Origin of the sequence: Flavobacterium sp. (genome assembly GCF_965284515.1) — a bacterium.
Taxonomy (GTDB): Bacteria; Bacteroidota; Bacteroidia; order Flavobacteriales; family Flavobacteriaceae; genus Flavobacterium.
In genome coordinates, this window is record NZ_OZ260089.1 from 639,112 (window position 1) to 653,395 (window position 14,284).

The following is a 14,284-nucleotide window of genomic DNA, read 5'->3' on the forward strand; positions in this document are numbered from 1 at the left end:
CAATTTTTATGTAAAGATTAACGTTGTAAGTTCTTTGCTTCTATACTCATAGTTGCATGAGGAACTACTTTTAAACGCTCTTTACTAATTAATTTACCCGTAACTTTACAAATACCGTATGTTTTATTTTCAATACGAACAGCAGCATTTCTTAAATCTCTAAGAAATTTTTCTTGACGAATAGCTAATTGTGAATTTGCCTCTTTAGACATAGTTTCACTTCCTTCTTCAAAAGCTTTAAAGGTTGGCGATGTATCGTCAGTGCCGTTATTTGAATCGTTCATATAAGCACTTTTAATAAGTGCCAAATCAGCATTTGCTTTTTCTATTTTCTCAAGGATTAAAGCCTTGAACTCCGCTAATTCTGCATCAGAATATCTTAATTTTTCCTCTACCATAACTCATTTTTTTAGTTGTACAATGTAAATTTAAATGTAACCCTTAGGTTTCATTATTTTGAAATTGATATTAATGTTTTTAAATCATCAAACTCAATTTCCGTACCATTTTCTAGATTTTCGTTAAAAAACAGTTCGCTTGTTAATGTTTCGGATTTAATGTAACTTATATTTGCTGCTACAGCTTGTTCAATTACTGCATTGTTTTGTATTTGAACTTTTATTTTATCAGTTACTTCAAAACCTGAATCTTTTCTAATATTTTGAATTCTATTTACTAGCTCTCTTGCTATTCCCTCATTACGCAACTCATCGGAAATAGTAATGTCTAGTGCAACCGTAATTCCATTAGCATTAGCAACTAACCATCCTGGAATATCTTGTGATAGAATCTCTACATCTTCGGATGTTAAATTAACATTTTTTCCCGAAATTTCAATTGTAAGATTTCCTTCCTTTTCTATCTGGTTGATTTGTTCTTGAGTAAAATTCTGTATCTCTTTAGAAATCAGCCCCATATCCTTTCCAAAACGTGGCCCAAGTGCTTTAAAATTAGGCTTAATTTGCTTCACTAAAACCCCAGAAGTATCATCTATCAGGACTATTTCTTTTACATTTACCTCAGCTTTTATAAGGTCGGAAACAGCCTCAATTTCTGCACGTTGATTATCGTCAAGCACTGGAATCATTACCTTTTGCAATGGCTGGCGCACCTTAATCATTTCTTTTTTACGCAAAGATAAAACCAATGAAGAAACCGTTTGCGCCTTCATCATCTTACTCTCTAGCGATTTATTAACAAAGTTTTCAACCGAAACCGGGAAGTTTGCCAAGTGAACACTTTCAAAATTTTCTAAACCAGTTGCTTGCGTTAAATCGCGGTATAACCTGTCCATAAAGAAAGGCGCAACAGGAGCGGAAAGCTTAGCCACAGTAAGCAAACAAGTATAAAGTGTTTGGTAAGCCGCTATCTTATCTTGTGCGTATTCTCCTTTCCAGAAGCGTCTTCTACATAAACGAACATACCAGTTACTTAAGTTCTCTTGAACAAAATCTGAAATTGCTCTAGTTGCTTTTGTAGGTTCATATTCTGCGTAAAAAGTATCTACATCATTAATTAAAGTATGTAATTCTGATAAAATCCATCTATCAATTTCCGTCCTTTCATTTAAGGGAACTTCAGGTTCTGAGAAATTAAAGTTGTCAATATTTGCATACAAAGCAAAAAACGAATAGGTATTATATAGTGTACCGAAGAATTTTCGACGCACTTCTGCAATTCCTTCTATATCAAACTTTAAATTATCCCAAGGGTTTGCATTTGATATCATATACCAGCGTGTAGCATCTGCACCATATTCTGAAAGCGTTTCAAAAGGATCAACAGCATTTCCTAGACGTTTAGACATTTTCTGTCCGTTTTTATCTAAAACTAATCCATTTGAAACTACATTTTTATAAGCAACTTTATCAAAAACTAACGTTCCAATAGCATGTAGCGTATAAAACCAACCACGTGTTTGATCTACACCTTCCGCAATAAAATCAGCTGGAAAATCTTGGTTTCCGTCTATTTTTTCTTGGTTTTCAAATGGATAATGCCATTGAGCATAAGGCATAGAACCTGAATCGAACCAAACGTCAATTAAATCACTTTCGCGTTGCATTGGTTTACCTGAAGGAGAAACTAATACAATTGCATCAACAACATTTTTATGTAAATCAACCAAATCATAATTTGCCTCACTCATGTTACCAATTTCAAATCCTTTAAACGGATTTTCTTTTTGGAAACCAGCAGCAATTGATTTTTCAATTTCGTTGTATAATTCCTCAACAGAACCAACAATCATTTCTTCTGTGCCGTCTTCTGTTCTCCAAATTGGCAATGGAATTCCCCAATATCTTGAACGTGATAAATTCCAATCGTTTGCATTTTTTAACCAGTTCCCAAAACGACCTTCTCCTGTAGCTTTTGGTTTCCAATTAATCGTTTCGTTCAAATCGAACATACGCTCTTTAACTTCGGTTACTTTTACAAACCAAGAGTCTAATGGATAATATAAAATAGGCTTATCAGTTCTCCAACAATGAGGATAACTGTGTACATATTTTTCAACCTTAAAGGCTTTATTTTCTTCTTTTAATTGAATAGCGATTTCTACATCTACAGAACGCTCAGGCGCTTCTCCTTCATTATAGTATTCATTTTTAACGTATTTTCCCGAATAGTCTCCTAAGCCTTGAATGAATCTTCCTTGTAAATCAACTAAAGGCACTAAATTATCATAAGTATCCTTTACTAACATTGGCGGAACTTCTGGCGTAGCTTCTTTAGCCACTTTAGCATCATCTGCTCCAAATGTTGGCGCTGTATGCACAATTCCTGTTCCGTCTTCCGTGGTAACAAAATCTCCTGAAATTATTCTAAAAGCATTTTCCGGATTCTCATTTGGTAAAGCTAACGGCATTAATTGTTCATAACGAATTCCAACTAAATCTGCACCTTTTGCTTCAGCTATGATTTGGTATGGAATCTTTTTGTCTCCTGATTTATAATTTTCGAAATCCGTAATTTCTTCAATTTCAAAGAACCCTTTTCCAAATTGTTTTCCAACTAAATTTTTAGCTAAAACGACATTAACAGGTTCAAAAGTATATTGATTAAACGTCTTAACTAAAACATAATCAATTTTTGGTCCAACTGTTAACGCAGTGTTTGATGGCAATGTCCAAGGTGTAGTTGTCCAAGCCATAAAGTGTACTGTTCCAAAACCCTTAAGAAAGCTTGGCAATGTGCTTTCAATAGCTTTAAACTGTGCTACTATTGTAGTATCGGTAACATCTCTATAGGAACCAGGCTGATTAACTTCGTGCGAAGACAAACCCGTTCCTGCTTTTGGAGAATACGGTTGGATTGTATACCCTTTATAAATTAAATCTTTTTTGTAGATTTCTTTTAAAAGCCACCAAACCGTTTCCATGTATTTGGACTTATATGTAACATATGGATCTTCCATATCTACCCAATAACCCATTTTTTCAGTAAGGTCGTTCCAAACATCAGTATAACGCATTACGGTTTTTTTGCACGCTTCGTTATATTCTGCAACTGTTATTTTAGTTCCAATATCTTCTTTGGTAATTCCCAATTCTTTTTCAGTACCTAATTCCACAGGCAATCCGTGAGTGTCCCAACCTGCTTTACGCTTAACTTGAAACCCTTTTTGAGTTTTATATCGACAAAATATATCTTTAATAGCACGCGCCATTACGTGGTGAATTCCAGGCAATCCGTTTGCCGAAGGTGGTCCTTCAAAAAACACAAAAGGTGCTGCACCTTCACGAGAAGCTACACTTTGTTCAAATATATTTTGTTTTTTCCAAAAATCAAGCACTTCAGATGCCACAGTAGGCAAATTAAGTCCTTTGTATTCATTGAATTTCGTACTCATTTTATTGCATTCTTAATTGAAGTTGCGAAAGTAATAAATTTAAGTCGAAAGTCAGAAATTAGTAATCAAAAGTTGCTGTTTTAAGAGAAAACTTCTTTGAAAACTTCTATCGATTTTGGTTTTTTAAACCCTTCTACATTTAAAGTAAAATAATTAATGATTATTCTAAGAAGAATTTGTCTTTGATTCGCCGAAAAATAATTTTCGACATTATCTAACTTTAACACCAACAGCCTTTTTAATAAAGCTGTTTCGTCAATTGATAAACTATTTAAAGAAAGTGAATTATTAAAAACACCTTCTAATTGGTCAAAATAATCAGTAGTATTTGTTGGGCTTTCAGGATAAAAACCTAAATATTTAGTGATTTGTATTAAAAAGATTAAATGGAAATTTGAAATTTCATGATGATTATCTAACCATAAAAGTGCGGTTTCAATATATTCAAATAACGGTTCATTTGGTTCTTCTTCCTTTATTGCGTGATTTAAAAATTCTGACAAAAACAGAACTATAGTCGTTTTGTAAATATCATAATTAATTGTTTGATAAGGAATTGCAATTTTAACATCTTTAAATCTTTCTAAAGTGCCTTTGTTTTTATTTGTAGCCTCAATTTCAAGCTGCATTAAAGGCTGAAAAAAAGCTATTTTTTGTTTATTATTTTTTCCAGTAAATGCATTATTTACAAAATAACTCTTTACCCCATTACTTTGAGTAAAGCACTTAATGATAAGACTTTTTTCTTGAAATTTAACCGTAGAGATTACAATTGCTTTAGTTTTGATATGCATTATCGAATAATCATCACTTTTTTAACTGTTGTATCTAATCCGTCTTGTGAAGAAACAAAAATCATATATACTCCTGATGCAACTTTATGACTGCCAAAAGCTGAGCCATCCCACTCAATTGTACCTCCTGAAGAAGTTGTTTCGTGAACTAAATTTCCTTCAATATCTGTAATTTTAATATTTGCTTTATCAGTTAATCCTGCTATCTTTATTGTACCTGAATAATTAGGCCTTACAGGGTTTGGATAAACAAATACATTTGCTAAATTATCACTCGGTTTTGTTGAAGTGCCTAAAAAAGAGACCATTCCCATATCAGTGGCAAAAAAAACTTCTCCTGTTACGCCATCAACCTCAATATCATTAACATTGTTACTTGGAAGAGGAGAATTAGATTTTGTAAATTGATATATTGTTTCCTGACCATTAGATGAAACTAAGAAAACGCCACCATCTGCAATTGAAACCCATTTGTTATTGGCTCCATCTACTACAATATCAAGAATTGTTTGTTGGTAAAAAAGTTCTTGTGCTAAATCCCCTTCTTGAATAATAATTGGTGTTGTATTAAATTCTGTATCAGAAATAAACCTATCTACACTTGATAATATTCTTAATCCTTTAAATGTACCTATCCACAACTGATTTCTACTGTCAATTGCCACACATCTTACATCGTTATCAGGTAGATTTCCATTTTCTGAATTTATTACTGTTGTTTTATTACTAAACGTATCATTAAAAACTAACAAACCATCGTTAATTGTTGGTACCCATTTCGTTCTGTTTTTATCAATTGCTATAGGAGCATATCTTCCTGTGTTAATTGTTGGTAACACCGCACTCATATCGTATGATTGCCATTGACCATTTGTTCTCAAAACTTTTAATGATTTTGCAACAAATGCATTAGTTACCCATAAATTGCCATCTTTATCAAATGCTGGGCTATTAATTCTAATATCAATATAACTTGGGTTTGGCGGTGTCAAGACCAAAGATTCAAGTCCATTTGGACCAGTATTAGTAGTGTTAAACAAAGAAATCCCATCATCATTAATTTTTAATAAACCAGAAAAATATGAGCTTGCATAAATTTCATTATTATTCATTGGGTTTACTACTAAATCGGAAATTGATTTAGCTTGAAATAAATCATCATAAGGTATTAATTCCCATCCCGAATCGTTTGAAAACTTACTAATCCCAAAATCATCAAGTGGATAAGGATTGTAAAGTCTTGTATAATCTCCATAAACTGCCCAAAGATAGTTTTCTGCTTTCTTGACTCTAAAAATGTAGTTTCTAACCGGTCCATTTGGGCTCATGTTTTCAAAAACAGTAGGACTAGATAGCGATGTTGAGAACAATCCATTAATTTCAGTTCCAATGAAAATTTGATTTTGAACAACTGTTGCAGAGGTAAAATTAGCAGAATATCCTGGTATATTTGTAATATGAGCAATTAGAGAATAAACACCATCAACTACATAAATGTTGTTTTTAGTAGTTACAATTATTTCATTTGAATTCGTTTTAATCTTTAAACCATTTTGAGCTTGATTTAAAATTTCAATAAATGATCCACTGCTGTATCTGTAGGTTTTAGAATTAGTTCCCAATGCAACGATTTCATCGTTAAAAGTTACAATTCCTAACCAGTAACCATTATCAAAAGTTTGCCATTGTGAAAAATCGTACAAAAAAGGATTGTTTAAATCTCCTTTTCGAATTCCATTAAATCTTGTTACGGCGTAAATCTCATCATTCAAAACAGTAGTTTGAAGCACTTGAACCTCTTCTCCTGCAGAGCCAATAAAGTAGGTTGATTCAAACTCTAAATTATTTAAGTTTAAAACAGAAATTCCAAAATCGCAGGCAATGTATAGTTTTCCATTATATTCATATAAATCATTAATTCTTTTTTTATTTGGAGCAACAGGTACTTCTTCAATAATATCTACTTTAGTAGTAATGCTTCCATCAGAATTTACTATCAATATCAATCCATTATTATTTCCAGCAATTGTTTTGTTAAATGCATCTGAATGATGAATAGTAGTAATGCTTTCTGGTTTAAAACCATTGATGGAATTGTAAATACTCAGCTCGTTTAAACTTAAATTTTTATAAAATATGCTATTAGTTGTAGCGGCATAAACAGTATTAATTCCTCCCTCTACATCAACAATTTCATTATAGGAATAATAACTCTTCCACAATTGATTTTGTTGTGAAAAAATAAACTGATTAAAAATGATAAAAAGAAAAACTATTTTAGATTTCATATTTTCTACTTTATACAAATATACTATAAACGTATAAATATGGATTTGGTATATTAATAAAAATATAAAAGGCTTTCAAGTTAATGAAAGCCTTTTATATTATATAAGGTATAAATTACACTACACCTTGACCAAGCATAGCGTCAGCAACTTTTACGAAACCAGCAATATTAGCTCCTTTCACATAGTCTACATAACCTGTTGAATCTTTGCCATATTTCACGCACGCTTCGTGAATATCTGACATAATTCTTTTTAATTTTTCGTCTACTTCTTCACTAGTCCAACTTAAACGTAATGAGTTTTGTGACATTTCTAAACCTGAAGTGGCTACACCTCCTGCATTAGAAGCTTTACCAGGAGCAAATAATATTTTTGCATGTTGAAAAACCTCAACGGCTTCTGGAGTAGAAGGCATATTAGCCCCTTCTGCCACACACATACATCCATTTGCTACTAACATTTTTGCCTCTTCCTCGTTTAATTCATTTTGAGTTGCACATGGTAAAGCAATATCACATTTAACCTCCCAAGGACGTTTTCCTGCAACATATTTAGCATTTGGATACTTAGTAATGTAATCACTTATTCTTCCATAGTTCACGTTTTTAATTTCCATTACGTAAGCTAATTTTTCAGCATCAATACCTTCTTCGTCATATATATATCCTGCAGAGTCAGAAAAAGTAACAACTTTACCGCCTAATTCGATTACTTTTTCCGCAGCATATTGTGCAACGTTTCCAGAACCAGAAATTACAACTGTTTTACCTGAAAAACTTTGCCCTTTAGTTGCCAACATACTTTGTGCAAAATAAACATCCCCATATCCCGTAGCTTCTGGGCGAATTAACGACCCTCCAAAAGAAATTCCTTTTCCGGTTAAAACTCCTGTAAACTCATTTCTTAATCTTTTATATTGACCAAACATGAACCCAACTTCTCTTCCTCCTACACCTATATCTCCTGCAGGAACATCTGTATTGTCACCAATATGTTTAGATAATTCAGTCATGAATGCTTGGCAAAAGCGCATAATTTCATTTTCAGATTTTCCCTTTGGATCAAAATCAGCTCCACCTTTTCCACCACCCATTGGCAATGTCGTTAAACTGTTTTTAAATGTTTGTTCAAAAGCTAAGAATTTTAAAATACTTAAGTTTACTGAAGGATGAAAACGAATTCCTCCTTTATATGGTCCTATGGCAGAATTCATCTGAATACGATAACCTCTGTTTACTTGAGTATTTCCAGCGTCATCTTGCCAAACTACTCTAAACATAATTACACGCTCAGATTCAACCATTCTTTCCAAAAGCATTTTGTTTTGGTATTTTTTATTTTCTTCAATAAAAGGAATAACTGTTTCAGCTACTTCTTTAACTGCCTGCATAAATTCAGGCTCATTTGGATTTCTTTTAGCTACTGCTTCAATAAAAGATGATACGCTTTCTTTCATGATATTATTGTTTTTATTAGGTATTAAGTATTGACTTAATTTTCGAAGAACAAATATACATTTTTAAAAATCACACGTATAATTTTTACTAAAAAAAGAATGAAAAATTAAAAATTAAGAAAAATTAATCAAGAATTTTAATATTTTTTTTTTATGTGAACTTAGTTTTCATATATTTGTCCGACAATCGAAAAATTTTAGTAATGACTAAAAAAATAAAACAATTCGTTTTTTTATTATTAATAACACCCTTATTTTCGAATGCTCAATTTGGTTTTTCACACGAAATAGGTGCATTTGCTGGTGGTGTTGCGTTCCAATCTGATTTTGGTGTACGTCATGATTTTGAAACTAATGCAGGGAATACAGGTTTTGGTATAGGTTTAGTTCACTATATGAACTTTGCCTACAGAGCTGAATGTAACTGTTATACTCCTGAAACCTATTTTAACGACCATTTTAAACTGCGTTCAGAATTGTCTTATAACAGTACAAAATTAGAGCATTTTGGTGAATGGGCTGAGAAAAATTCAATATGGGGTTATCAATTGAAAGCTATGAAAGGTGAAGCTAAAGTAACTGATATTGGAATGCAATTAGAATATTTTCCTTTAAGCATAAGAGAGTTCACTGCTACAGATGGAGCTTTTGCACCATTTATTGCACTAGGTGCTCATTACAATTTCTTCCAAAACAACACCTATTCAGAATTAGGCCCATTAGGAACACCTATTACAACATACCCTGATTATTTGCCAGATGGATATTCTTCTGAAGGCGGTAGTACATGGTCTGTTGTTTCTAGCATTGGTACTCGTTATAAATTAACTGAATTATCAGATTTATTTGTTGAGTTAAGATGGCAATATTATTTCTCGGACTGGGTTGATGGATTAAGAAAAAATCCTGATTTACATGAGGAGAACAAAGCCAACGATTGGAATTTATGGTTTCACTTTGGATACATATATTATTTAGACTAAAGAGTACTAAACATAATAAAAAAGCCTTGAAATTTCAAGGCTTTTTTTATGAACTATATGTTTATAAATTAATTCAACTCAAATCATTACTTTTGTAAAAAAAGAATGAACACTATTTATTATTTAGCTTCTTGCGATACTTGCCGAAAAATAATTAAAACGTTACCCAAAAATATTGATTTAGATTTTCAAGACATTAGAGAAAATCAAATAAATGAGGTGTCACTTGCAAAAATGTATGATTTATCTGGAAGTTATGAAGCCTTATTTAGCAAAAGAGCTCAACTATATAAAGAGAGAGGTTTAAAAAATCAGATTTTAACAGAAAAAGAATACAAAGCCTTAATTCTAGAACATTATACTTTTTTAAGTCGACCGGTTTTCATTATTAAAAATGAAATATTTATTGGAAACTCACAAGCTACTATTTTAAAAGCAATGAAGGCCTTAGAAAATGTCTAAAAGAAGCTTAGCAATTATTGGAGCAACTTTTGTGGCCATGATTTACGGCTCTACTTTTACTGTTGCTAAAGATGTAATGCCAACTTATGTCCAACCCTACGGATTCATAGTTATTCGCGCAATTGGTGGAACTTTTTTGTTTTGGATTCTTACTTTTTTTGGACCTAAAGAAAAAATAGAGAAGAAGGATTTTCCTCGCATTATGGCAGCCGCTTTTTTTGGAGTTGCGTTAAATCAGCTTACTTTTTTTAAAGGCCTAAGTTTCACTTCTCCTATTAGTGCATCGGTAATAATGGTAACAGCGCCTATTATTGTTTTAATTCTCTCGGCAATCATTATTAAAGAAAGAATTGAACTTAAAAAAGTATTCGGAATTATTATTGGATTAACAGGAACCGCAATTTTAATTTTATATGGTAAGTCTATAGGAGATAGTTCAAATGCGGGTTGGGGAAATTTTTTAGTATTTATTAATGCTTTTTCTTACGCTATCTATTTAATTCTTATCAAAAAATTGATCACAAAGTACCATGCTTTTACTTTTATAAAATGGATTTACACTTTTGGATTGCTTTATGTTTTACCTTTTGGTTATTTTGAATTAATCAGCATCAATTGGGGCGTCATTCCAACAGACATTTATTATAAAATAGGCTTTGTTGTTTTGTTTACTACTTTTCTGGCTTATCTAATAAACCTGACGGCAATGAAGCATCTTAAGCCGACCACATTATCAGTATTCATTTATTTACAACCTCTTTTTGCAGCAACATTTGCAATCAGTTTAGGCAAAGATGAATTAAATTTAATTAAAATATTTTCAGCTGTTTTGATTTTTACTGGTGTTTATTTAGTAACTCATAAACCAAAAAAGATTACCGAAAACTAAACACTAAACACTTTTTCTTATCTTTGAATTCTTTAAAACAATTGTATGATACAATCAATGACAGGTTTTGGTAAAGCCTTCTTACAATTACCAAATAAAAAAATTACCGTAGAACTTAAATCATTAAACAGTAAAGGTTTAGACTTGAACGTAAGAACTCCTTCTATTTACAGAGAGATGGAATTACAGATACGTAATACTATTGCTCAAAAATTAGAACGCGGTAAAATTGATTTTTCATTATATATTGAAGTTACAGGAGAGGAAACTTCTGCTAAAATTAATGTACCTATTGTAAAAGGATATATTAATCAAATGAAAGAAGTTATTCCTAGTGCAGATGCAACCGAATTAATGAAAATGGCTGTAAGAATGCCTGACGCATTAAAAACAGAGCGAGAGGAATTAGACAAAGAAGAGTGGAAACATATTGAAGGTGTTATAAACGAAGCTTTAAATAATATTGCCAACTTTAGAATAGACGAAGGAGTTTCTCTTGAAAAAGAATTTCAATTGCGTATAGCAAATATTCGTTCTTATATGGAACAAGCTTTAGTTTTGGATCCAGAAAGAGTACAAAACATTAAAGACCGTCTTTTTACAGCTATTGAAGAATTAAAAACTACAGTTGACGAAAACCGTTTCGAACAAGAGTTGATTTATTATTTAGAAAAATTAGACATTACCGAAGAGAAAGTTCGTTTAACCAATCATTTAGATTATTTCTTAGAAACCATGAATAATGAAGGAGCATTAGGCCGAAAATTAGGTTTTATTACACAAGAAATGGGAAGAGAAATCAACACTATGGGTTCAAAATCGAACCATGCAGAAATGCAAAAATTAGTAGTAATGATGAAAGATGAATTGGAAAAAATTAAGGAACAAGTTCTAAATGTTCTTTAATAAAATTACAAAAACAACAACACAATGACTAAAGGAAAATTACTAGTATTCTCTGCACCTTCTGGTTCAGGAAAAACAACTATAGTTAAACATTTATTAGCCCAGCCTGATTTAAACCTTGAATTTTCTATCTCTTGTACAACACGTGAACCAAGAGGAAAAGAAATTAATGGAACAGATTATTATTTTATTTCTTGGGAAGAATTCAAAAAACACATTAAAGCAGAAGATTTTGTAGAATGGGAAGAAGTGTATACCGATAACTTCTACGGAACTTTACAAAAAGAAGTAGAACGCATTTGGGCTCTAGGTAAACATGTGATTTTTGATATTGATGTTGCAGGCGGATTGCGAATTAAAAGTAAATTTCCAGAGGAAACTTTAGCTGTTTTTGTAAAACCCCCAAGTGTGGATGAGTTGAAAAGAAGGTTAAAATTACGTTCTACAGAAAGTGAAGACAAAATTAATATGCGTATCGCAAAGGCTTCAGTTGAGTTAGCAACAGCTCCACAATTTGATAAAATAATTAAAAATTACGACTTAAATGTTGCAAAAGAAGATGCATATAAGTTGGTAAAGGAATTTATTAATACGTAATTTAGTTTACAGTTGACGGTTTACAGTTTTAGCTGTTAGCTGTTAGCTGTTAGCTTAAAACTTAAATCATGAAAATCGGATTGTATTTCGGAACATTTAACCCTATTCATATTGGCCATTTAATTATTGCCAATCACATGTCAGAATATTCTGATTTAGATCAAATTTGGATGGTTGTTACGCCTCATAATCCACACAAGAAAAAAAACACCCTTTTAGATGATTACCATCGTTTAGAAATGGTTCATTTAGCAACTGGAAATTTTCCAAAAATTAAACCTTCTGATGTTGAATTTAAGTTGCCTCAACCTAATTATACCGTAAACACTTTAGTACATCTACAAGAAAAATTTCCGAAATATGAATTTTCTTTAATTATGGGCGAAGACAATTTGAATTCGCTTCACAAATGGAAAAATTATGAAGTGATTTTACAAAATCATGATATATACGTGTATCCAAGATTAAAATCTGGTGAGATAGACAGTCAATTTAAAAATCATCCTAAAATTCATAGGGTGGATGCGCCAATAGTGGAATTATCTTCTACTTTCATTCGCGATAGCATTAAAAAAGGAAAAAATGTAATTCCTATGTTACCTAATAAAGTTTGGGAATATGTAGAGCATAATTTGTTTTATAAAAAATAACTTAACATTCCTTTACCATTCGTTCCGCATTACATTCCTTAAATTTGTAATTCTAAAAACAAATATAAGTTATGTTAAACTTCGAATTATACAATCCTGTAAACTATGTCTTTGGAAAAGGACAAATTGAAAAATTAAAAGACTTAGTACCTGCAAATACAAAAATTCTTATCGCTTATGGAGGTGGGAGTATATTTAAAAATGGGGTTTACGATCAAGTCAAAACAGCTTTAGCAACAGAATTTGATGAAAATAATATTGTTGAATTTGGCGGAATTGAGCCCAACCCACGTTTTGAAACATTAATGAAAGCGGTTGAAATTATTCGTGAACACAAAGTTGGATTCATTTTAGCAGTTGGAGGAGGAAGTGTTATCGATGGTGTTAAATTTATATCTGGAGCGGTAAACTACAAGGGTGATGCTGTAGAAATTTTAAGAAAAAGAATTTTATTTAAAGATATCAATGAGGTTATTCCTTTTGGAACCGTTTTAACATTACCTGCAACCGGTTCAGAGATGAACTCTGGGGCAGTTGTAACAATTAATGAAACACAAGAAAAATTAACTTTGGGCGGTAGTGCTTTATTTCCAAAATTTTCTATTGTAGACCCTACAGTTATTACATCTTTACCAAAAAGACAATTACAAAATGGTGTGGTAGATGCATTTACACATACTATGGAACAATATTTAACCTATACGCATGATGCTATTTTACAGGATAGAATTGCTGAAAGCATTCTACAAACATTAATTGAAATTGGACCGTGTGTTGTAGAAAATCCAACTGATTATAAATTAGCTTCTAATTTTGTTTGGAGTGCAACAATGGCTTTAAACGGATTAATTCAAAAAGGTGTGCCTTCTGATTGGGCAACACATATGATTGGCCACGAATTAACGGCTTTATATGAAATTGACCACGCTAGAACCTTAGCTATAATTGGTCCGAACTTATACAAGGTGATGTTTGAATCTAAAAAAGATAAGCTGGCACAATACGGAAAACGTGTTTGGAATATTCAAGAAGGTTCAACCGAAGAAATTGCTAAAAAAGCCATTGAAAAAACAGTAGAATTTTTCCACATCATGGGAATGAAAACAAAATTATCCGAGAATACTACAGAGTATTCAAAAACTGCAGATTTCATAGTAAATCGTTTTGAAGAAAGAGGTTGGAAAGCATTAGGTGAAAAACAAAATATTACACCTGAAAAAGTCCGTGAAATTGTAGAAATGAGTTATTAATTCAATCATTTAATTTCAACAAAAAAGCGTTTAAATTACTTTAAACGCTTTTTTTTACAACTATAAATAGATAACCTAAACTATTAAAAATAAGTTGAAGCAATAAAAGTTATAACGAACAATAAAAGAATAAATTGTTCAACTCAATTAAAA

General features: G+C 31.7%; 12 protein-coding genes. 7 read left to right on the forward strand and 5 right to left on the reverse strand.

All coding sequences use genetic code 11. The features are described from left to right. Nucleotides 1–17: 17 nt before the first annotated feature. From ACQ65T_RS02970 to gdhA, 5 genes are all read right to left on the reverse strand, one after another. Complete coding sequence (locus tag ACQ65T_RS02970; protein ID WP_430399610.1) at nt 18–398, reverse strand: TraR/DksA family transcriptional regulator; 381 nt, start codon at nt 396–398, stop codon at nt 18–20. Between the two features lie 53 nt (nt 399–451). Beyond that, nucleotides 452–3,853 (reverse strand): isoleucine--tRNA ligase, encoded by a 3,402-nt coding sequence (ileS, locus tag ACQ65T_RS02975; protein WP_430399611.1) that lies wholly within the window; start codon nt 3,851–3,853, stop codon nt 452–454. Between the two features lie 80 nt (nt 3,854–3,933). Next, nucleotides 3,934–4,647, reverse strand: a complete 714-nt coding sequence (gene recO, locus ACQ65T_RS02980) for a DNA repair protein RecO (RefSeq protein WP_430399612.1) — start codon at nt 4,645–4,647, stop codon at nt 3,934–3,936. Then, nucleotides 4,647–6,935 (reverse strand): two-component regulator propeller domain-containing protein, encoded by a 2,289-nt coding sequence (locus tag ACQ65T_RS02985; protein WP_430399613.1) that lies wholly within the window; start codon nt 6,933–6,935, stop codon nt 4,647–4,649. The genes recO and ACQ65T_RS02985 overlap by 1 nt, the downstream gene beginning before the upstream one ends. A gap of 115 nt (nt 6,936–7,050) precedes the next feature. Continuing rightward, on the reverse strand, nt 7,051–8,418 hold the full coding sequence (gene gdhA, locus ACQ65T_RS02990) for an NADP-specific glutamate dehydrogenase (RefSeq protein WP_430401318.1): 1,368 nt from the start codon (nt 8,416–8,418) through the stop codon (nt 7,051–7,053). A 179-nt stretch (nt 8,419–8,597) separates the two neighbouring features. On the opposite strand from gdhA, the gene ACQ65T_RS02995 reads away from it, so the two are divergent. From ACQ65T_RS02995 to ACQ65T_RS03025, 7 genes are all read left to right on the forward strand, one after another. Next, a complete protein-coding gene (locus ACQ65T_RS02995) occupies nt 8,598–9,377 on the forward strand; it encodes a THC0290_0291 family protein (RefSeq protein WP_430399614.1) in 780 nt (259 codons plus the stop codon). 105 nt (nt 9,378–9,482) lie between these two features. Then, a complete protein-coding gene (locus tag ACQ65T_RS03000; RefSeq protein ID WP_430399615.1) occupies nt 9,483–9,839 on the forward strand; it encodes an arsenate reductase family protein in 357 nt (118 codons plus the stop codon). Beyond that, a complete protein-coding gene (locus ACQ65T_RS03005) occupies nt 9,832–10,728 on the forward strand; it encodes a DMT family transporter (RefSeq protein WP_430399616.1) in 897 nt (298 codons plus the stop codon). The genes ACQ65T_RS03000 and ACQ65T_RS03005 overlap by 8 nt, the downstream gene beginning before the upstream one ends. 45 nt (nt 10,729–10,773) lie before the next feature. Beyond that, nucleotides 10,774–11,634 carry a YicC/YloC family endoribonuclease gene (locus ACQ65T_RS03010; protein WP_430399617.1) on the forward strand — a complete coding sequence of 287 codons (861 nt, stop codon included), beginning with the start codon at nt 10,774–10,776 and terminating at the stop codon, nt 11,632–11,634. Nucleotides 11,635–11,658: 24 nt separating this feature from the next. Beyond that, complete coding sequence (gmk, locus tag ACQ65T_RS03015; protein WP_430399618.1) at nt 11,659–12,231, forward strand: guanylate kinase; 573 nt, start codon at nt 11,659–11,661, stop codon at nt 12,229–12,231. Nucleotides 12,232–12,299: 68 nt separating this feature from the next. Beyond that, a complete protein-coding gene (gene nadD / locus ACQ65T_RS03020; protein ID WP_430399619.1) occupies nt 12,300–12,881 on the forward strand; it encodes a nicotinate (nicotinamide) nucleotide adenylyltransferase in 582 nt (193 codons plus the stop codon). Nucleotides 12,882–12,952: 71 nt separating this feature from the next. Beyond that, nucleotides 12,953–14,131: an iron-containing alcohol dehydrogenase gene (locus ACQ65T_RS03025; protein ID WP_430399620.1), complete on the forward strand. Its 1,179-nt coding sequence runs from the start codon at nt 12,953–12,955 to the stop codon at nt 14,129–14,131. The last annotated feature ends 153 nt before the right edge of the window (nt 14,132–14,284 follow it).